Origin of the sequence: Waddlia chondrophila WSU 86-1044, assembly GCF_000092785.1 — a bacterium.
GTDB classification, from domain to species: domain Bacteria; phylum Chlamydiota; class Chlamydiia; order Chlamydiales; family Waddliaceae; genus Waddlia; species Waddlia chondrophila.
The window spans coordinates 1,775,202-1,795,856 of record NC_014225.1 but is presented as its reverse complement, the minus strand read 5'-3'; the positions used below and the strand labels follow the sequence as shown (position 1 = coordinate 1,795,856).

Genomic DNA, 20,655 nt, shown 5'->3' with positions numbered 1-20,655 from the left:
CGATGACGTCAAAAACCGATTCTTGAAGTTAATTTGGTATATTGGGCTGACTCTCTTCAATAATCCTGAAATCTCTGATTAAAAGCTGAATGCTTGGTCCTAAGAAGTTATTCACTTGAGGAGTGAAGGCCACCTCCAAGATAATGTTCTTTTTTCGGAGAAGCGGACTTAAGTGGGCCTTGCCATAGGCGATCCCTTCCAGCATTCTATCTCCTTGTTCTAGGTAGAGTTTTAAATGGGTTTTTCCGACGATTTTTGGAGGCCATGCTTGTTTGGCTCGCGTATACATTAATGGCTGCGGGTTTTCGTTGCCGAAAGGCTCCAGCAGTTTCACAGATTCCATCAGATCGAAAGTGAGATCGGAAAATTGAACTTCAGAATCTAGGTTGAGTTTTGTCACCACATCGTGGGTAGAGAGCTTTCGATTGGCGGCTTCAATAAAGCGGCGCTTGAACTCGGGAATATTTTCTTCTTTGATTGTCAATCCGGCAGCATAGTCATGGCCTCCATAATTAACAAGGAGATCCGAACAGTCTCTGAGTACGGAGAGAAGGGGGAACTCATGAATCGAGCGCAACGACCCTTTGCCGATTCCATTTTCTATTGCGATCATGACAGTTGGACGGTTGTAGTGTTTAGAAATGCGTGTACAAAGAATTGCGATGACGCCAGGATGCCATTTGTCTGAGTGGATGACGACCGCTTTTTTTTGCAAGATGTCGGGGTGCAAGGAGATGATTTGATCGACATCGGCCGTCATTGTTTTTTCAATTCTCTGCCTTTCAAGGTTATTGAGATCAAGTTCTTGAGCCATCGTTTCTGCTTGTTTTGCATTGCGAATTAGAAGAAGTTCAACCCCTTTGACCGGATCTGCAATTCTTCCCAAGCTGTTTAAACGGGGGGCGATTTTTGAGGCGATAGTAAATGTTGAAACTTGTTTCGGCTCCATGTCACACACGGAAATCAGCTTGGCAAGACCGATTCTTTTGGTTCGTTTTAGTTGTTCCAGTCCATAGCGCACCAAGATTCTGTTTTCTCCCAGAAGCTGTCCCATATCCGCAACAGTTCCAAGGGCAACGAGATCCAAATAACGTTTGAGATCGATTTTTTTGGAATCGATTTTTCCTTGTTTAACTAAATAGTTGGTTAATGCGTGTACCAACTTGAACGTCACGCCTACTCCGGTCAAGTCTCTGTTAGGATAGGAGTTATTGAGCAGTTTGGGGTTCAATGTCGCAATGCAGTGAGGAATTTGATCGGTCGGTTCATGATGATCTGTGATGATGACATCAATCCCTTTCTCAACCACCTTGGCAATCTCGGTAGCTGCAGTAACTCCGCAGTCAACCGTGATCAACAATTTGCATTGATTTTTTGTCGCAAATTCGATCGCTTCGATGATCAAGTTTTGGCGAAGTGTTCCCGGTGTAGAAATGTAAAAATAAACGTTTGCCCCGACTTTTCTTAAGTAGTCGGTGAGTAGGGCGGTACCGGTCATTCCGTCGACATCGTTGTCGCCGTAAATGAGAATGTTCTCTTCGTTTTCGATTGCTTTAACGATGCGTTCGACCGCTTTGTCCATCCCTTGGAGAAGAGAAGGATCGTGGAGATCGGGGAGCTTTGCGTACAAATACTGGTGGATCTGGTCAACTGTTGTAAAATCTCTGGAAACAAAGAGCTGAGCTGTAACGGGGTGGATTTTGAACTCTTTAATGATGTCATCCTGCCACCTTTTGTCCATTTTCGGATACACCCACATGGGATTATCAGGTTCGAAATTCCAGGATATCATGATTAACTCCAAAATCGATCCCTGGTTTGGTCTTAGATCTCACCAAACCAGGGTTTTATGCGTGTTTCTTATTTTAACTTTAACCGGCAGCTTGTCAAGCTTTCTTTAGAGAAGTTTGACTGTTTTTAATCTTCTCTTCTCGATTATGGAAGAATAGCATAACCGGTCCGGCAATAAATAATGAAGAAAGTGTTCCGATGATCACTCCAATAGTCATCACCAACGAGAAATCAAAGATCGAATGTCCGCCGAGGAGCACTAACGACAACAGAACCACAAGGGTTGTGCCTGATGTCATGATTGTGCGGCTCAACGTAACGTTCAATGCGTGATTGATCACTTCTGCAAATGAGAGCTTTCTCAAAATTTTCAGATCTTCGCGGATCCTATCGAAGATGATAATGGTATCATTCAACGAGTATCCGATGATCGTCATGATCGCTCCAACGACCACAAGGTCGATTTGCACGGGGAAACCTATTGCGTGGAAGATAGCGTAGATTCCCATTGTGATTAAAACATCATGAACCAGGCCGATCACCGCTCCAATTGCGTATTTGAATTCGAAGCGGACCGTAATATAGAGGAGAATGCTGATCAGTGCGAACGTCAATGCCAGAAATGCGTTGTTTCGCATCGTTTCTGAAAATTGACCGCTCATCATCGACCACTGCTTATCCAGATTGACGAGATCGGATTGCTGGATGTTGAGCCCTTCTGATTCCAACGCTTTGACAACCCACGTGATTCTTGGATCTTTCTCATAATCGTAGGTGGTTTCATCGTCTTGTGTTGCTTCAGGCATTCCGTAAAACGGGCTTCCTTTTTCCTCCATCCCTAAGCTCAATTGAATTCTCAATTGGTTGGGGCGGCTTAGCTGGCGGATTTGAAAGCTATTTGCGTGCGCGCCGTTTGCAAGCATGGCTGCGCTGGCTTTTTCCTTGTAAATGCCTTCTTCTTCACCTAGAGTGTCTTCCATTTCTACATTGAGGGAATATCCGCCTGTGAAGTCCATGCCGAACATCGTGTTTTTCTGGGTCCAGAAAAGATAGCCGCCGACCAGAATGATCGCAGCCGAAATGATCATCGCAGACTTTGTGTAGCTGAGGAAATCGATATTGGTGCCACCGAACAAATTTGCCATGTTCAATTTCTTATTTTTCGGATTTTTCACCCAGCCAGCAAAGAAATAACGAGTCATGAACAAGGCTGTGAACATGGAGGAGACAAGACCGATGATCAACGTGACAGCGAAACCTTTGATCGGTCCAGAGTCGAACTGGATTAAGATCAAGGCTGCGATGATGGTTGTAATGTTTGAGTCGACGATTGCACTGAACGCTTTACGGTATCCGGCTTGGATAGCGGATGCGATTCGACCTGAAACCGCAAACTCTTCCCGCACCCTTTCAAAGACGAGAACGTTGGCGTCGACGGCCATACCGATTGTAAGGACGATACCTGCAATCCCTGGCAAGGTTAGAGCTGCACCAAGATTTTGCAAGACTCCCCACATGATTAGCAAGTTGAATAGGACCGCACAGGTTGCGACAACACCGGCAAAACGGTAGTAGCCGATCATGGTCGCTCCGACAAGGACAAGCCCGATGCAGGCAGCTAAAATTCCTCTTGTGCGCTCTTCTTTACCAAGTTCTGCGCTGATGTTTTGTTCGGAGAGGATTTTTGGCGTAAAGCTCAAAGATCCTGCCTTTAAATCAGCTGCTAGCTGGTTGATCTCCCTTTGAGAAAAACGTCCGCTAATTGTTGCAGCATCTCGAAGAGCTGCGCGCAAGTTGGGGCTTGTGATTACATGGTCGTTCAGGATCACAGCCATTCGCCAGCCTCGGCCTTGTGAGTAGGCTTCTTTTGCTGTTCCAGCAATCTTATCTTCGGAAAACTGCGATGTCCAGCTGTAAAAGTCGTCGCGAGGGCTTGATCCCGCTCTTGGATGGCTGGCATCGTAAGAGCGTTTGACTCCGAAACTCAAGATATTTCCTTCGGACGGATCGTAGCCGACATTGACATTTTCCAGGCTGGAACCTTCAAGGGCAAAGTTTGAAAAGACAACTAACAGCGGATGGGTCTGTCCGTTCCATTCTGAGTAATCGTCTCCTCTCAGCATTGCGATTGAAGAGTGGGTGTCGTCAAATGCCGCGCTTTTGACCGTTGTACGAGGATTGGCGATGCGCAATCCGTTTTCATAAAGAGTCCTGGCTACTTCGCTGCGAGGTTCGCCAACTTCTCCTGTTTGGAGATTGCCGCCCATTTGTTCCCAAGCGATCTCATTGATACTTTGCGCATCTTTTCTATTTGTGACGACAGCTTCGTTCCAGACATTCTGTAGAAACTGATTGACCTCTTCACGCAGAGAAGAGTTGAATTGAGAAAATTTCTCGTTCACGATGTGAAAATACATTGCCGATGCTTTGACCAGTTCGGAAGCGGAAAACGCTTGGGAGCCGGGGAAGTCGAGAATGATGTTGTTGTTCTCAATGCGGATTGTTCTCTCGGCAACACCCATTTTATTGATGCGTGTATAGAGCTCATTAACCGCTTGCTTGAGATCTTCCGGATTGGTGACTATCCGTCCGCTCTGGTCGCGCAACCCGATACGCACGGTTTTACCTCCTGAGAGATCGAGGCCCCACTTCAGAATTTTACGTTCGTCGCCACGGAAATATTTTCTCAATGAAAGCTTGAAATTTTCCCAGAACGCATTCTTTGTCGGAGGTGGAACGTCATAGCGGTGTGTTCTGTCGATATCAGCCTGAGCCGCATTGTACTCGTCCCTCCATTTTAAGAGGTCCTCCTGGATGCTATCTTCGATTTTATTGGTCGCAATGATCCTTTGCTCTACATTTGTGAAGTCCAGAAGGGCTGTTTTTTTGCTGCCTTTGACATAGAAGTCTTCTCTTGTTGCATTGAAAAGATTGGAATAGAAGTCATCCAATTCGAAGATCAAATCTTGACTGAATTCTTTGTCGATTCCAAAAGAGGACCCTGGATAAGCGATAAACCCCCTTTTTTTCAACAAAGATTGCAGCTTTTCCAAATCATAGGAGAGTTCTTTGGCGCCTGGTGCGCTTGTGTTTTCTCTGTATTTTTGGATAATGGCATCCAATCCTCTGGCAATGACATAAATCGAGGTGTTCTTAAATCCTTTAGAAGCCATTTCTTTGTTTGCTGCCGGTGCGTACACGACAATCCCTAGTTTCTGCTCCTGAGGAGTAAGGGTTTGATATGTGTCGTATCCGATGACTGGAAATACCTTTCGACTGAGATCAGCATGCTCAGGCAGCCAGTCGGAGATGAGCTGCTGTGTGATCTGTTCGCTCAACTTTCCGGACAGTTTGCCTAAATCAAACGAGAGAAAGCTCTCAGTATTGGTTAGGTCTGTTAATTTGACGGCAAATTCATTTCCTGCAGGATTAACTGTTTCATCCGATTGACGGGCAGCTTCAGCGATATTGTTGATCACTGCCTGGTTCATCTTGTCAGTTTTGATCGCTGCAGCTTCAGTATTTTTTTGAGAGAGCCGAATTTCCTGAACGTCCTGATAAAGATTGAAAGAGATGGTGTCATTGTTCCAGTCAATCACCATTTGTTCAAAGTAGGGATTTCGCCCGTCGAAATTCAGCTTTTGCAAGGATTTTTTCGGATCGATTGAAGACCAGGAATTTTGGAGCTGCTTTTCAATGCTTTCAACTGTCATTGGAGCTTTTCCGGATTTGAACACGGCAGCGTGTTGTTTAATCAATTCGGAAGCTTGATCAAGAGTTGCGATTTGACTATTGAGCTGGTTGAGGCGTTGTGTTTGTGAAGGTTCCAGACTCTTGTTTTCCTTCTCTTGAACCTCTTTCAGATTGGTTAGTGCCTTGACTTCAGATTGCAGGTCTGTTTTCGCAGCGCTAACGCGGGACTGCAGTTTCTGGATCAATTGATCCTTGTCAGCTTGATTTACCTGAGTAAAGCTGGCGTAGAATCTTTTGGTGACCGGATGTTCCACTCCAAATGTGCGGGCGTAGTCAACGATTGCGTTAGCTAGGCCAAGGATCGCGCCGTTGTTATCGCTGCTTGAGTGATTGGTGATCGCTTTCAGCTGCAATCCTGTGCGGCTCTCTCCTGTAAAAGCTGTTCCGAGCCTTGAAGCGCGGTCGTAGACATGCTCTTTATACGTTTCGGAGATTTTTCCATTTTCCATTTTCGGAAAGTAGTGAAAATAGTTATCAATCTTGGCGGGATCTAGGTGGACATTAATCTGTCTGGCAACCAAAACGGTGTTGTCGGTAGTTGCGCCTTGTTCATAGAGTCTCAATTGTGCGGGAACGAATGGAATCAGCGAACCTGCTTTTGGCAGATAGTGCTGGAACAATTTGGCTTCATGAGAATTTTTGAAAGTCACTTCGATTAAACCCGGATCGTCGTTTTGCAGTTGGATGGAGACGGGTTTAATTCCCAGATTTTTGCTGAAAGAATTCAGCCAGGCTTTCGAGTCTTCTTCCAGTTTATTGACCCTTTGGACAGCATCAAAGGCGACTGTGCGTGCCAAATTGGCGTTTACAGGAGCTTTTAGTGGCTTCATGTAGTAGAAGACTGTGGGTAGGATGTTGATGAGCGTCAGTAAAATAACTGCTGCTATCAAGTAGAATTGCCAACGTTTTTGCTTTTCCATTGAATTTCCCTTTGAATTTCTAAAATTGAATAAGGAGATCATATCAAAAATCGAATAAAGCGGAAAGACGCCATATTGATATTTTTTAGTGGATTTTTAGGGGGCAAAAAAAACCGGCTGCCTCTTTACTTTAGAAGCAGCCGGTTTGAGAACGTAGCCTTAAACTTTGGAAAAATTAACTTGCAGCAGCAGCTGCTGTAGAAGTTTTTTCCGGAGTTTTTGGTTCCTCAGTAGGCGCATCGCTTGTCAAAGCGACAAATTGTTTGTTTAAGGAACGTACGGCAAACAACCATCCGATAATTACAGCAATTGTTGCAATTGCAACATATGGAGTGATTGCAGAGATAGTGCCAAAAGCGACTAATAGTCCCTGCTGGATCAAAGACCCCCCTGATTTTCCAAGGCGGGCGCCGACAACGTCGATCGCAGCTTTGCCCTTGACTTTGGATTCCTGGTCAAGAGGAATATAAGCCATTTCCTTTGTCGGATCGAATAGGGAGTATTTGCTCGATTTGCTCATGATGTTTTGGATCATGCCGATCACAACAGCAAGAAATAGAGGCGTTGTACCTAACGCAGCGATGTAGGTAGACAGGTTCTCGCGGAAGAGGACAAATGTGAAAAATGCGATGCCTGTCAATAATAGGACAACAGGAGTGATTGCAGCTGCAAAACCCCATCCTTTTGTTCGAATAATGTATCCGCCGACAAACATCATGCAGATGGTTACCAGCCCTGTCCAGCGAGAGAATCCTCCCATGAAGGCACTGTAATCATTTGGGTTCGGATACTGAAGCTTAAGCTGGTTTTTCCAGGTTACCTCAACTAAGTTGATGGAAATACCGTAAGCGATGACGAGAATCGCAATGCATAAGATGTATTTTGAGCTCAGCAAGTACTTGAAGCTTTCTGTAATTGACATCTTTGGTTTCTCTTTTTTCTTCTTAACATCTGATGGATCGTAGAATGCAGGATCGGTTAAGACGTTTTTCTGCATCCACCAGTAAATACCGATAATCACTATACCGGCAAGCACAACCATTCCCATTAGGAAGTTGAGGGAGATTTGCCATGCGTCAACATCGGCAGGCAAGTGTTTGCGGATGTCGGAAAAGTGGATAATGGCTGTTCCCGAGGCAAGTAGGGCGACGTTTGCGCCGAGTCCGAGCAGGTTGTAAAATCTTTTTGCTTCGGTGACGCGCATAATGTCGTTTGCGAATCCCCAAAACATCAAGGATAGAACAGCGCTCCCCCATAGTTCGGCCAGGATGTAGAAAACCGAGTAGGTCCAATTTCTAAGGCAGCCAATCAGACCGCTGAAACCAAGTGGAAGGACTGCTTGAAGAGAGTCGGCCAATTCTGTAGGATGGAGCAACTCTTTATTTGGATAGAGGACCAACGCAAAAAGCCCAAAAAACGCGAGAAAGGGTGTAATTGTTACGTAGAACAGCGCGGACTTGCTTAATGTGTTGCTCAATTTTGCATAGATGAGCATAAATACGACCGCTGAGGGAACGACCCCCCATACTTTCAGGAATGGAATGGTTTCCGCTCCCGAAGAGGTAACGATCAGTGTATCTTTCGTATCTCTTAAAATCGTATAATTAAAGGAAATACAGAAGAACATGAGAAACATCGGAAGAAGCTTTTTGAGCTCGTAGCTATGTACGGGCCAAAAAAACATCCGAAGCTTCCCAAATTCTTTTTGGGTTTCTTTCGACATAGTTAAACCTCGTTATTTTTGTCGTGTTTCTATCATGATCCAGGCAATGCGAACGTGTGATTGATTTCGGGCGGTTCGCTATGCTCTTTATAAGGATCCTCCATTGACTAAACCTTAAGTCGATTCGATTAATCGACTGTTGCCATTTTGAACGCTTTGAAATTCGATTTTTTTTAGCGGTTTTTTACCGCTAAAAAAAATCGTCCTCCAAACAAAGCGGCAAAATGGCAACAGTATTTAGTATTGGAGGGGAAATTTTACTGATACAAATAGAAGAAATCAAGAAGAAATTCATCTGAAAATATACCGAATCAATTCCAAGAATCGGGATGCGGTTTGAAGGTTTGCACCTTCAAACCGCATGATTGGGTTGTTTATTGGCTGTTGCTTGAAATTGCCTCTGCTGTCGTGACAGTTTCCACGTAGCAGTTCCACAGTTCGTGATCAATTTGATTGTGGCGAATAGAAGAGATTAATTCCCGCTTGATCTGTTTGAGGTCTTTACGCGGGGTAAGTTTGCGGATCATCTCCTTGTCTCCTGCTAGACGAGCCATGTTGAGCATCCGTTCAATATCTTCTTTGGTAAACAAAAATTGATCACGTCTTTTCCTTGAACCTCTTGCCGCTCTGGGTTTTGGCGGTACAGCAGTCGGTTTTTCCTCATTGAGGATGTGCTGCCTGATCATGGTGACAAGTTTTTTTGGGTTTTCATGTTTCATTTTACGCATGGTGAAGTGATGGATGTAGCCTCCCGATCCTGTCGGCAGGTATCGACAAATGTCGTTTTCTTTTTTTCCACCTACTTTTTTAATTGCAGAGTCGATTAAGTTTTCGAGCTCATGACCATTTGTTTGGTGCTTATCTTGTATCATTTTGACCTTCCTTCAATATTACCGTGTTTATTCATTCTTAAAGAGATAGTATCGCCTATGAGGAGAATGTTATGGGAGGGTTGAAAATTTTTTTCTTTAAATTAAGATGTAACATTCTATTCATAGGCGACACTATCTAAAAAGTGAACTCAAAAGCTCTATCACTTTGACTAAGATGAACCCAAAAATTGAGTTGTAGCCTAAGTTCTAATTTATATTCCCTTTACTATGTCTTTGGTAAAAAATTGAGCAACGTTTAATAGTTAGTTGCATCAGAAAATGTTATCAATTTACAAAAGACACAGAAGCAGGATTTAAACATCTTTGTGATTTTTTTGCAAAAAATATTCTAAGAAGTCGTTTACAAAATAAATAAAATCCATTTTGAGAATCTTTTTTTTCTCTGTTTTTCGGTATATCTCTTCAGAATAAACATTTTTCTGTGTAAACTGGACAGTTCTTTGTTGATGTTGGAGGACGATGATGCCATTGCCGATGTACGATAAAAAAGAGGAAAAAAGCAACATAAGAAAAATTTCCCGAACGATCGCTATTGCTTCGGGAAAGGGAGGCGTTGGCAAATCCACTGTAGCGGTTAATCTGGCTTTGGCGCTGAAGAACAAAGGGCTCCGAATTGGATTGATGGATACGGATGTGTATGGGCCTTCCATAAGGAAAATGCTGCCTGAAGATCGCATGCCGGGTCAAAAGGGGGATAGGCTGTCTCCAGCGTTGAGCAGAGGAATTCGTGTAATGTCGATGGCCTATTTCAGACAGGAAAACGAAGCGGCAGTCATTCGCGCCCCTATTGCCAATGGGGTGATCTCTCAATTTATTCATCAAGTCGACTGGGGCGAGCTGGATTATTTGATCATCGATTTTCCCCCAGGAACAGGAGATATTCAGTTGACGCTCTGCCAGCAAGCAGAGATCACGGGAGCTGTCATGGTCACGACGCCTCAGGAGATTGCGTTGATGGATGTGAAAAAATCGATCCATCTGTTCGATCAGGTAAATATTCCTCTTTTAGGGGTCGTCGAAAATATGAGCGGCATGCAGGTGAACGATCAGATGGTTTATCCCTTTGGAAGAGGCGGTGGAGAGAGGCTTGCAAGAGAAAGCGGCTTGCCGTTTTTAGGCTCTGTCCCCATCGATCCCCTCCTTTGCCGAAAGTCCGATCTTGGGGAATCGATCTTTGATGGAGATGGAGAGGCTTGCGCAGCTCGTGCATTTCTTGATGTTTCCCGCCGCGTTCAGGAGGAGCTGGAAGGGATGGAATCTCCGGGCATTGGACGTTTTGAATTGCGTTGGAAGGAGATGGGAACATGACCGCTTTACAAATTAAAGAGATTAGGCAAAAGGACAATTATCATTTCTCCATTGAATGGACTGATGGAAAGGTGATTGATTACCGGTTGAGCGATCTGCAAAAAATGTGCCCTTGTGCAAATTGTGTAGATGGATCAACTGGAGAAAGAAAGACGAATGCAAAATTTGTCGATGAGCAGGTAAGAGCTGTTAAAATTGCAAGCGTAGGACGCTATGCAATCCGAATCGATTTCACAAGCGGTTGTTCAATGGGTATTTACAATTTTGAGGACTTAAGATTTATATGAAGAAGATCATTTTATTATTGCTTTGTTTATGCCTTGGATGCTCAACTCAGCCTAGCGAATTGAGCATTTGGTTGAAGCCGAATGGAAAGATTAAGATCTTGAGTACGATTGGGATGATCGAAGATCTTGTGAAACAAGTGGGTGGAGACAGGGTTGATACGCTGACTTTGGTGAAGGGGGAGTTGGATCCGCATTCCTATCAACTTGTCAAAGGGGATGATGAAAAACTGGCGTATGCAGATATTGTTTTCTACAATGGCCTTGGACTGGAACATTCACCGAGCCTTCGGCAATCCCTGGAAAGTCATCCTAAAGCATACGGGCTCGGCGATTGGATTTTAGCGCATGATCCTTCTTTAATTTTGACGTATAATGGAACGGTCGATCCGCATATTTGGATGGATGCGAGCTTATGGGCTCAAACGATTATTAAAATTGTCGAAGTTCTAAGTGAAAACGATCCAGAGCATGCTAAAGACTATCAAAGCCGGGGAGAAGCGCTTTATCGCGAGTTGATCGACGCTCACTTTGAGTTGCAGCATTTGATGCAGGAAGTTCCTTCGAAAAAAAGATATTTAGTGACAAGCCACGACGCTTTCAACTACTTTGCACGCGCTTATTTAGCGGCAGATCGGGAAATTGAAGATGGCAGTTGGCAAAAGAGGTTTGCTGCTCCAGAAGGGCTAGCACCGGAAAGCCAGTTGAGCGCAGCTGACATTCGGTTGATCCTCGATCATATGAAAAAGTATAAGATTCGCGTCATTTTTCCAGAGTCAAACGTTAGCAGGGCATCGATTCGTAAATTAAAAGACGCTGGAAACGAAGAAGGATTAAATCTTGAAATTGCTCCCGGCCCTCTTTATGGAGATGCGATGGGGCCTCCCGGATCTTCCGGCGATACTTATTTGAAAATGTTGGTCCACAATGTGCGTTTGATTGCAAAATACCTCAATAAGAACGGTGAAGATAATGAAGGATAAATCCGGCGCGCTTACTACGCATCAGCTGTCAGTCAACTATGGAGATGTCTCTGCTCTTTGGGATGTTTCCTTGCAGGTTCCAGCTGGGGTTGTCGCCGGTATTATCGGGCCTAATGGCGCCGGAAAAACGACTCTGATTAAAACAGCTCTTGGGTTGATACGTCCGATCAGTGGAAAAGTGGAATTTTTCAACCAGCCTTTGGAAAAAGCCAGAAAACGTATCGCGTATGTCCCGCAGAAAGAAACCGTCGATTGGGATTTTCCCATCACTGTTAGAGATCTGGTTCTCATGGGAAGATATGGGCATCTTGGACTTTTTCGCTGGCCTAGACAGGCAGATTATGCTGCCGTGCACGAGTATTTGGAAATGGTTGGAATGGAACTGTTCGCCCATCGCCAAATCAGCCAGTTGTCCGGCGGCCAACAGCAGAGAGTTTTTTTGGCGCGTGCGCTCATTCAGGAAGCAGACATCTATTTGATGGATGAGCCTTTTGTTGGCATTGATTTGGGGACAAGGCAGGTGATCATGGACATTTTGCATAAACTTAGGGATCAGGGAAAAACGGTTTGTGTCGTGCATCATGAGCTGGATAGCGTTGACAACTATTTCGATTGGGTCATTATGTTGAATATCCGCCTAGTTGCTTCGGGGCGCACAGAAGAGGTGTTTACTCGTGAAAATTTAAATGCTTGCTACGGGAAGAGCTACGCATTATTTGATGAGGCGTTGAAAATTTCAAAATCTAAACAGCAGGGTCTTTAGCGTTGATTCAAGGCTTTCTTTTGTATTTCACCGATCCGATTTTAAGAGCGCCAACGATTGGGTCCATGTTGATGTGCTTGTCTGCTGCTTGGGTCGGTGTGATCGCCTATTTGAAAAAGCAATCTTTGTTAGGAGAAGCGCTTTCCCATGCCTCTTATCCCGGCGTGATTTTTGGGGCTCTGCTCGGTTCTTTAGCGCTTAACGGCGATGAACAATGGTTTCTTGTGCCATTGATGGGAATGGTCGGAGCATTTGCTACGTCATTAGCAGCATTGTATTGCATTCACTATTTGGAAAGATCTCATAAAATCAAGTCTGATTCCGCCATGTGTTTCATCTTGTCGGCGTTTGTGGGCGTCGGAATTACACTGGCTTCACGTGTGCAATTTTCACACACTTCTCTCTATAAGCAGAGCATTAATTATCTTTACGGCCAGGCAGCAACGATGACTGATATCCATATTGCCCTCTATGGAATATTGTCTGTGTTGGTGATTTCATTAATTTTATTGCTCTACAAAGAACTTAAGGTACTGACTTTCGACAGGGACTATGCCAAAAGTCTTGGACTGAATGTAAAAGCGCTTGATGCGATTGTCTTTTTTCTCTTGACCATAGCTATTGTTGTTGGGATCCGTTCTGTTGGTGTCGTATTGATGTCTGCTATGCTGATTGCGCCAGCCGTTGCTGCGCGCCAGTATACGCATCGCTTGATTTATCTTTTGTTGATTTCCGGTTTATTTGGCATCGTCAGCGGATTGTTGGGCAACATCTTGTCAGTTGAAGTGACTAACCATCTTCAGACTCTCTTCCCTAAGGACAGGTTGTCTATTCCAACAGGGCCGATGATTGTATTGGTGGCAACAGTGATCTGTGCAATCTCTCTTCTTTTTGCGCCTGAACGGGGGCTTGTCATTAGGTTGGCGCGCATTGCTTATTTCCGTTACCTTTGTTTGGTTGAGAATGTCATGAAAACCATGTGGAGAATGGGAAAAGGCCTCTGGTACTCCGTGAACGATATCAGATGTTATCAAACAGTTTCTTATTTGTCTTTACGTTTTGTTTTCTACAGGCTTTCCAAACAAGGATGGGTGGAGCAGCGTGGAAATAGATACAGGCTGACGACGGACGGAATCCACCGCGCTGCGCACATTGTCCGCTTGCATCGATTATGGGAGGTGTATTTGGCCGACTATTTAGGAGTTGGCTCTGAGCGGGTTCACCGCAGTGCCGAGGAGATGGAACATATCCTTACGCCAGAGCTTGAAAAAGAATTGACGAAACTTTTAGAAGATCCGAAAATAGATCCTCACAGACAGCCGATTCCCCCTTCAACTGTTAAAGAGGCTTAAACTGTTATGCATGCAATCAATCCCTATATGGGACAGAACTTTTTAAGTTTTATTGCAGTTTTTGCAATGAGGATGCGGCTTTTTTTTACTGGTCAGCTTGGCATCCAAGAGCTGGTTTCGGATGAAATCCAAGTGTTTGTTTTAGCTGGCGTTGCGGTTTCCTCATCTTTATTGGGCTGCTATCTGGTGCTTCGCAAAATGACGATGCTGGCTAATGCTTTGTCCCACACAATTTTATTGGGGATTGTTGTCGTTTATTTTTTTTCCGTTTACATGTTGCCGGGGTCGGACGGATATGCTCATCTCCATCTTTCCATTCGCGCGCTTTTGGCAGCTTCTCTTTTGATGGGAATTGTCACAACATTTCTAACTGAATTTTTGACAAAGTCGGCAGGTCTTCAAGAAGACGCCAGTATTGGCATTGTGTTTACCAGTCTGTTTGCTTTGGGGATCATTCTCGTAACACTTCTTACGCGTAATGCACATATCGGGACTGAGATTGTGATGGGCAATGCTGACGCTTTGCGCTTGCAGGATTTGAAGCTTGTTTTGGCGGTGCTTTTTCTAAATATTGCATTGATTGGTCTTTTTTATAAAGAATATGCAATCACAACATTTGACAGCGGACTCTCGAAAACATTGGGGTTCTCACCGGTTTTTTTAAACTATCTTTTGATGACTCAAGTGTCTGCAACAGCGATTGGAGGGTTTAGGGCTGTTGGAGTTTTGATGGTCCTGGCGTTGATGACGGGTCCGTCGCTGATTGCGCAATTATTGACAAATCATCTTAGATCCATGCTTCTCCTATCGGCTGCTATTGGAATCTTTTCTGCTTTTGTTGGAGTTGCTCTTTCGAGACATTTCCTTTCGGTTTTAGGCCTTGCTTTTTCGACAGGAGGCGTTGTCGTTTGCGTGATCATCGCGTTGTTTCTAACTGTTCTCTTGATGAAGCGTCCGGGTTTATGAATTTTAAAAATATTTTTAAATTTTAGGGAAATATTTTTTCTTTTTTTCATTCATCCTGCTAATTCCCTTTTTTTTATCCATTTATTTCAAATATTTTATTGGTTTTCAGGAACACCCCCAGCCTCATTCTGTAAAAGCGTTTTTTTTATCGTATATTTGTTGTTTGCTCTTTTCCGCAGTCCTGTATTTTTTTGGTCGTGAATCGCAAGGTCATTTACACAGGAGAGAGAGTATCTTAACCGTTGCTCTTATTTGGATATTGACTCCAGGCATTTCTTCTCTTCCGTTTATCTTTAGCGACACTCTTTCAAATCCGATTCAAGCCTATTTTGAAAGTGTCTCAGGATTTACAACAACGGGAGCGAGTGTGTTGGTTGGAAAGGAATATAACAATCATGGGCAGGAGAAAAAAATTCAGCTCATCATAGAAGGCGAAACACCTGTAGTCTATGAATTTTTCGGAACAGTTCCACCTGTTAGAAATAAAGAGGGACAAATTATAGCCGAAGGAATTGAAGCGGTTAGCAAAGCCGTTTTATTTTGGAGGTCATTAACTCAATGGCTAGGTGGAGTGGGGATTATTGTGTTATTCATTGCTGTATTGCCCTCCTTGGGAATTGGAGGCAAGCAATTGATGTCTTCAGAAATTCCCGGGCCGACAGAAATTTCGTTAGCGACTAGGTTGAGGGAAACCGCTTCAATTTTATGGAAGGTCTATTTGTTTTTTACAGTGTTGCAGACTGTTTTATTAAGGTTGACTAATCCAGATGTTACTTGGTTTGATGCGATCACAATTTCCTTTTCAACGTTATCAACAGGTGGATTCAGTGTAAAAAATGCAAGCATAGGAGCATTTAAAAATCCGATCACAGAATGGGTTGTGATCCTGTTTATGATCGTTGGAAGCTTGAATTTTGCTATTTGGTTCAATATCATAAGAAAGAAAATATATAAAATTTTCGATGTGGAAATTATCATCTATTTTTTAGTTATTTTATTGTCATGTTTATTTTCTACTTTTTCGATTTTAAATACAGATCAACAACTGTTGACAGGGGAATTTGTCAATATCAATAGTGTTAAAGATGCTGCTAGATTTGCGACTTTTCAAATTGTCTCGGCCAATTCATCCACAGGCTTTTCGACTGTTAACTTTGATCTTTGGCCTTATCGAGTTCAAGTGCTGATGTTGGTTCTGATGTATGTCGGCGGGATGTCAGGTTCTACATGCGGAGGGATAAAAATTCTTAGAAATTATATTTTATTCAAAATCACTCAATTCAAAGTAGAATCTATTTTTAGGCCGGAAACGATTAAAATCATGCGGATAAAGCATCGAAAAATTAGTCAAGAAGTATCTATTAAATCATTGGTTTTTTTTGTATTAATTATTTCGATATCAGTTATGGCAACATTGCTTTTTATTTTGGATGGATTAGATCCCGAAAGTGCGCTTACCTTTGTGGGGTGCTCGATCAATAACACCGGATTCTCCTTCAGGGCATATGGACCCATGCAATCTTGTGCGTTTCTTTCTAATTTCGGGATGATTCTTTCCTGCTTTTTAATGATTGCTGGCAGGCTTGAATTCTTTGCTTTAATTACAATTTTGATCCCTTCATTCTGGAAAAAAACAGTATAAGAGCGTGTAGGCAATTTAAATGAGATGCAGATTGCGGTAGATTTTTCTCTAGGAGAATTGCTTGGAAGACGAAGTAAACTGGTATCAGTTGCTGAGTCTGAAAGCATTCTCTATGGAAAAAAGATGGCGCAAGATGTTCTCATTTAAATTGCCTACACGCTCTAAGGAACTCTTCTCTGTCTTTTAGGCCAAAATGTTGAAGGAAATGGGAGGTGACACAATACAAGGTTGGCCTGCCGGGAACTTCCAATTTCCCGCTTTGCTCAATCAGTAGCCTGTCTAAGAGTGTATGAATGATTCCGGAAGAGTCCACTCCGCGGATCTCGTCGATTTGAGGACGAGTGATCGGCTGACGGTAGGCAATGATTGCCAGTACTTCCAGTGCTGCTTGAGAGAGTTTATCCGGGCGAGTGTGTTTTAACAGCCTATGAATATAAGGGTGATAGTCTGCACAGGTTCTTAATAGGTATCCTTTTGCAATTTCTTCCACTTGAAAGGCTCTGTTTTGTTCTGCGTAATCCTCTCTAAGAGCGTATATCAATTCTTTCACTTGTTCTGTGGAATAAGGGTATACCGTCTGTAAAATTTCTTTTAATTTGCGCAAAGGGACGGGTTCGTTAGAAGAAAATAACAAGCTTTCAATGATACGCTTAGCAAATGCGTGCGTCTCTGCTTCTACGACTTCTTCAGGCACTCCCGTTATCTTGTGTGTCATACGACCCTTTATAGATATAGATTTGATTGGAAAGCCCCTCTTTTGAAACGAAGCACTCACCCGTTTTCATCAATTCCAAGAGGGCCAAAAAATTGACAATTAACTCTGGTTTAGACTGCTTTTCCGAGAAAAGCTGACGGAATGGAACCTTTGCTTGAATTTTCAATAAAGTGCGGAGAGCGCTGATTTTGTCGGCAACGCGCCACTCCTCTTCTGCGATGTTTTTGTTTTGCGGATTGCTCTTTTGCAGCGCTATTTCAAAAAGAGCTTCAAGGTCCTCCATGGAGAGATGCTCGATGCCAAGCCGCTTCTTTACTTCTGGAAGGTTGTGGACTCCTCGGTGAAAATAAGTGCTTTGTTTTTCCTCTCGAGTTGCCAGATCTTTTGCAGCTTCTTTAAAATAGCAATATTCCAACAATTGATGAATAATCTCAAAGTGCGGGTCAAGGTCTTCCTCTTCTTCCTCAATTGCGTCATGCTTGGGAAGAAGTTTTTTGCTTTTCATCAACAATAGCTGGGTAGTTGTGCCGATAAATTCTGCTCCACTGTCCACCGATAAGGAAGTCCACTCCTGAATTCTTTCGTGGTATTGTTTGGTGATTTCGTAAATCGGAACATCGTGAATGTTGATTTCGCTTTTTTGGATTAAGTGCAGCAGGAAAGCTAATGGCCCTTCAAAAATGTCTAGTGAAAAAGTATTTTCCGAACTCTGATTCATAAAAAACAGAATACTCTTGGCAACCAATTTATACAATATGCTGAACCAACTCAAATTCAGTATTTTTGAATTTTTTGTTTTAAATAATTATAATTATAATAGGGATGGATTCATAAGTAAGGAATGGAATGATGAAGCGATTTTTATATTTTCTGGTAGCAGTTTTGATTCCGGTCAGCGTTTTTTCAGAGCAAGAAGAGCTGTTGACCAAAAAGGACGTACATGAGGTGATGGAGAAAATTTTATCCCAGCATGTCGACTATCACCAGGTATCAGGGGAGATCTTTACCAAAGCCTTTCAGCTTTACATCGATCAGTTCGATCCGAATAGGGTGTATTTGCTTCAAGAGGAAGTGGATAAAGCAGTCAATGTTTCTCCAATTCAGATGAAGCGCATCATCAGCCAGTATAGAAAAGGGCAGCTAGATAAATTTGAAGAGATTGATCAGCTGATTCAAAACGGGATTCATAGGACAAGGGAATATCGGAAAGAAATTCTAAAAAATGGAGATGCTTTGTTTCAAAGCAGCAGTAATAAGTCACGGCTGAATTTTCAGGAAGAAAAATCCTCGTTTCCTAAAAATTCCAGCGAATTGAAAAATCGTATCAAAGAACAATTGGTTAACTATATCAACGTTGAACGGCTTCGTTATGGAGACAAAACTGTGATGAAAAATCGGGAACGGATCCTACAGTCTTTTATGGAGACTACTGAGCATTGGGAAAATCAATATTTATACGTTGATAGCCAAGGAAAGAAACTCAATAGCCTGGAACAAGAAAATCTTTTTGCGATGCATGTTTTGAAGGCGCTGGCCGGAAGCTTAGATTCACATACCTCTTTTCTCGATCAGAACGAGGCATTGGATATGAAAATTCGATTGGAAAAAGGCTTTAAAGGGATCGGTGTCGTTTTGCAACAGAAGCCGGAGGGGATTGTCATCACTCGCATGATTAAGGACGGGCCTGCGATGAAAAGTGGAGTGATTCAAGTTGGTGACAGAATTGTGAACATTAATGGAAACAATGTTGAATATGTCTCATTGGAAGAGTTGGTAGGCAAATTGAGAGAGCAGAAAGGATCTTCGGTATCTATCGAACTAAAACGCACTGTTGATGGAAAGGATATATTGATCAAAGCGAACTTGCCAAGGGAATTGATAACAGTTGAAGAGGGGCGCGTCAAAGCTGAGTATGAGCCGTATGGAGACGGGATTATTGGAAAAATCAGCATGGACTCCTTTTACCAGGGCGATCATGGAGTGACAAGTGAAAAAGATATGCGCCGGGCGATCAAGGATTTGGAAAAACAAGGGAAGTTGGAAGGGTTGATCATCGACCTAAGAGAAAATAGTGGAGGGTTTCTAAACCAGGCAGTCAAAGTTGCCGGTTTATTCATTACCAATGGCGTTGTCGTCGTTTCCAAATACTCCAATGGTGAAGAGCGTTTTTATCGGGATATGGATGGGAAAGTTTCCTTTGACGGCCCCATGATTATTCTGACATCCAAAGCGACAGCGTCGGCGGCGGAAATTGTCGCTCAAGCTCTTCAGGATTATGGCGTAGCCTTAGTTGTTGGAGATGAACAAACTTATGGCAAGGGAACTATCCAAAGTCAAACCGTCACTGACGGTTCAAGCGCCTCCCATTTTAAGGTGACGGTTGGAAAATACTATACTGTTTCGGGGAAAACTCCCCAAGTTTCCGGGGTCAAAGCTGATATTATTGTTCCAAGCTATTACAGCAAAGAGTTGATTGGCGAAGAATATTTGGAATATCCGATCGCTTCCGATACGATACCCAGCTCTTTTCAAGACCAGCTCGCTGATGTCGATCCAGGACTTAAACCTTGGTATTTACGCTATTACATGCCCTCGCTGCAAAAGAAAAAGACTTCCTGGAGTTCCCATCTTAATTTTTTTCAGGCAAATAGCCGCAAGAGGTTAGCGCAAAATGCTGTCTATCAAAAATTTTTAAAGGGGGAGCTTGACTGGGATCCTCTCCAGAAAAATGAAGAGCTTCCTGAAAATTTAGATTTTCAAATGCAGGAAGCTGTTTCGATCATGAGAGATATGATTAGAGTGGATAAACCGCTTTTCAATAAGGGAATTGCAGATGATTAAATTTCATAAAATATTAAAAATTAATATTTTATGAAAAATATGTAAAAAAAAATTGAAAAATGCATAATAGGTTTGAGGGCAGAGGGAAGTTGTTTTATCGCGCTTCGATTTTTTAATTCAAAAATTTATTAATTTAAAATTTTTTAGAGATATAAAAAGAAGGAGGAGAGGATGGTTAGTTACTTATTTAAAGCAGGTTTGATTTTACTAATGTCTGTTGCAGCGCTTGGTGTTGCTGCGGTGTATGATGCAGGCGATTCTGATTTGGAAAAAGGAAAAGAGCATAAGTGGGACGACAAAGCTGGCTGGAATAAAACAGATGAGCCTTTGGCTGTTGAGATAGATATCGAAAAAGACAGCCTTGATTTGACAGATAAGGAGGACTTGGAAAGCGGTGTCCTTGAGATTGCAATCTTAGGGTCTGAGGATTTTGACGTTAATCATATCGATCCAAGCTCTTTATCCATAGGCAATGTGGATGGAGCTGAGAAATTTATGGTTTTCGATCAGAACAATGATGGAATAGAGGATTTAGTTGCTGGATTTTCCATATCGGATTTAAATCTCAAAGAAGGGGTTCAAGAGCTGACATTGAAGGGAAAAACCAAAGACGGAAAAATGTTTAAAGGCCGTGATCAAATCACAGTAACGAAAGCTTATTAAAGAGATGTTTTTTAAATCCCAAGCTCTTGCTGAGCTTGGGATAGGTTCACAGGATCGT

At 42.9% G+C, this 20,655-nt stretch carries 15 protein-coding genes; 9 read left to right on the top strand and 6 right to left on the bottom strand.

What is annotated here, in order from left to right:
- Positions 1-28: 28 nt before the first annotated feature.
- From recJ to WCW_RS08075, 4 genes are all read right to left on the bottom strand, one after another.
- Positions 29-1,792 (bottom strand): single-stranded-DNA-specific exonuclease RecJ, encoded by a 1,764-nt coding sequence (gene recJ, locus WCW_RS08090; RefSeq protein WP_013182730.1) that lies wholly within the window; start codon positions 1,790-1,792, stop codon positions 29-31.
- Between the two features lie 94 nt (positions 1,793-1,886).
- Positions 1,887-6,464 carry a protein translocase subunit SecD gene (secD, locus tag WCW_RS08085; RefSeq protein WP_013182729.1) on the bottom strand — a complete coding sequence of 1,526 codons (4,578 nt, stop codon included), beginning with the start codon at positions 6,462-6,464 and terminating at the stop codon, positions 1,887-1,889.
- Positions 6,465-6,639: 175 nt separating this feature from the next.
- Positions 6,640-8,187 (bottom strand): NTP/NDP exchange transporter, encoded by a 1,548-nt coding sequence (locus WCW_RS08080; RefSeq protein ID WP_041941596.1) that lies wholly within the window; start codon positions 8,185-8,187, stop codon positions 6,640-6,642.
- 374 nt (positions 8,188-8,561) lie between these two features.
- Positions 8,562-9,059, bottom strand: a complete 498-nt coding sequence (locus WCW_RS08075) for a hypothetical protein (RefSeq protein ID WP_013182725.1) — start codon at positions 9,057-9,059, stop codon at positions 8,562-8,564.
- Between the two features lie 480 nt (positions 9,060-9,539).
- Here WCW_RS08075 and WCW_RS08070 point away from each other — a divergent pair, with 480 nt between their 5' ends.
- From WCW_RS08070 to WCW_RS10440, 7 genes are all read left to right on the top strand, one after another.
- Positions 9,540-10,388 (top strand): Mrp/NBP35 family ATP-binding protein, encoded by an 849-nt coding sequence (locus WCW_RS08070; RefSeq protein ID WP_275450104.1) that lies wholly within the window; start codon positions 9,540-9,542, stop codon positions 10,386-10,388.
- Positions 10,385-10,675, top strand: coding sequence for a DUF971 domain-containing protein (locus WCW_RS08065; RefSeq protein WP_013182723.1), 291 nt, complete (start codon positions 10,385-10,387; stop codon positions 10,673-10,675). Before WCW_RS08070 ends, WCW_RS08065 begins: the two co-directional genes overlap by 4 nt.
- Complete coding sequence (locus WCW_RS08060; protein WP_013182722.1) at positions 10,672-11,655, top strand: metal ABC transporter solute-binding protein, Zn/Mn family; 984 nt, start codon at positions 10,672-10,674, stop codon at positions 11,653-11,655. The genes WCW_RS08065 and WCW_RS08060 overlap by 4 nt, the downstream gene beginning before the upstream one ends.
- Entirely contained in the window at positions 11,645-12,418 is a 774-nt protein-coding gene (locus WCW_RS08055; protein ID WP_013182721.1) for a metal ABC transporter ATP-binding protein, read from the top strand. The genes WCW_RS08060 and WCW_RS08055 overlap by 11 nt, the downstream gene beginning before the upstream one ends.
- A gap of 2 nt (positions 12,419-12,420) precedes the next feature.
- Positions 12,421-13,770 (top strand): metal ABC transporter permease, encoded by a 1,350-nt coding sequence (locus WCW_RS08050; RefSeq protein ID WP_227738808.1) that lies wholly within the window; start codon positions 12,421-12,423, stop codon positions 13,768-13,770.
- Positions 13,771-13,776: 6 nt separating this feature from the next.
- Positions 13,777-14,736, top strand: coding sequence for a metal ABC transporter permease (locus tag WCW_RS08045; RefSeq protein ID WP_013182719.1), 960 nt, complete (start codon positions 13,777-13,779; stop codon positions 14,734-14,736).
- 259 nt (positions 14,737-14,995) lie between these two features.
- Positions 14,996-16,378, top strand: coding sequence for a TrkH family potassium uptake protein (locus tag WCW_RS10440; protein ID WP_143876373.1), 1,383 nt, complete (start codon positions 14,996-14,998; stop codon positions 16,376-16,378).
- Positions 16,379-16,517: 139 nt separating this feature from the next.
- Here WCW_RS10440 and scpB read toward each other — a convergent pair whose 3' ends face one another.
- Together scpB and WCW_RS08030 are read right to left on the bottom strand one after the other, a co-directional pair.
- Positions 16,518-17,093: an SMC-Scp complex subunit ScpB gene (scpB, locus tag WCW_RS08035; RefSeq protein ID WP_013182717.1), complete on the bottom strand. Its 576-nt coding sequence runs from the start codon at positions 17,091-17,093 to the stop codon at positions 16,518-16,520.
- A complete protein-coding gene (locus WCW_RS08030; RefSeq protein WP_013182716.1) occupies positions 17,065-17,811 on the bottom strand; it encodes a segregation and condensation protein A in 747 nt (248 codons plus the stop codon). Before WCW_RS08030 ends, scpB begins: the two co-directional genes overlap by 29 nt.
- A 131-nt stretch (positions 17,812-17,942) precedes the next feature.
- On the opposite strand from WCW_RS08030, the gene tsp reads away from it, so the two are divergent.
- Positions 17,943-19,934, top strand: a complete 1,992-nt coding sequence (tsp, locus tag WCW_RS08025; protein ID WP_041941594.1) for a tail-specific protease Tsp — start codon at positions 17,943-17,945, stop codon at positions 19,932-19,934.
- Between the two features lie 171 nt (positions 19,935-20,105).
- On the top strand, positions 20,106-20,597 hold the full coding sequence (locus WCW_RS08020; RefSeq protein WP_013182714.1) for a hypothetical protein: 492 nt from the start codon (positions 20,106-20,108) through the stop codon (positions 20,595-20,597).
- Positions 20,598-20,655 lie beyond the last annotated feature (58 nt).

Excerpts from the sequence above, each read along its gene's own strand:
- WCW_RS08030 (WP_013182716.1), bottom strand. The coding sequence starts at position 17,811 with ATGAATCAGAGTTCGGAAAATACTTTTTCACTAGACATTTTTGAAGGG.
- scpB (WP_013182717.1), bottom strand. The coding sequence starts at position 17,093 with ATGACACACAAGATAACGGGAGTGCCTGAAGAAGTCGTAGAAGCAGAG.
- WCW_RS08055 (WP_013182721.1), top strand. The coding sequence starts at position 11,645 with ATGAAGGATAAATCCGGCGCGCTTACTACGCATCAGCTGTCAGTCAAC.
- WCW_RS08065 (WP_013182723.1), top strand. The coding sequence starts at position 10,385 with ATGACCGCTTTACAAATTAAAGAGATTAGGCAAAAGGACAATTATCAT.
- WCW_RS08070 (WP_275450104.1), top strand. The coding sequence starts at position 9,540 with ATGATGCCATTGCCGATGTACGATAAAAAAGAGGAAAAAAGCAACATA.
- WCW_RS08045 (WP_013182719.1), top strand. The coding sequence starts at position 13,777 with ATGCATGCAATCAATCCCTATATGGGACAGAACTTTTTAAGTTTTATT.
- tsp (WP_041941594.1), top strand. The coding sequence starts at position 17,943 with ATGAAGCGATTTTTATATTTTCTGGTAGCAGTTTTGATTCCGGTCAGC.
- WCW_RS08075 (WP_013182725.1), bottom strand. The coding sequence starts at position 9,059 with ATGATACAAGATAAGCACCAAACAAATGGTCATGAGCTCGAAAACTTA.
- WCW_RS08060 (WP_013182722.1), top strand. The coding sequence starts at position 10,672 with ATGAAGAAGATCATTTTATTATTGCTTTGTTTATGCCTTGGATGCTCA.
- recJ (WP_013182730.1), bottom strand. The coding sequence starts at position 1,792 with ATGATATCCTGGAATTTCGAACCTGATAATCCCATGTGGGTGTATCCG.
- WCW_RS08020 (WP_013182714.1), top strand. The coding sequence starts at position 20,106 with ATGGTTAGTTACTTATTTAAAGCAGGTTTGATTTTACTAATGTCTGTT.
- secD (WP_013182729.1), bottom strand. The coding sequence starts at position 6,464 with ATGGAAAAGCAAAAACGTTGGCAATTCTACTTGATAGCAGCAGTTATT.
- WCW_RS08080 (WP_041941596.1), bottom strand. The coding sequence starts at position 8,187 with ATGTCGAAAGAAACCCAAAAAGAATTTGGGAAGCTTCGGATGTTTTTT.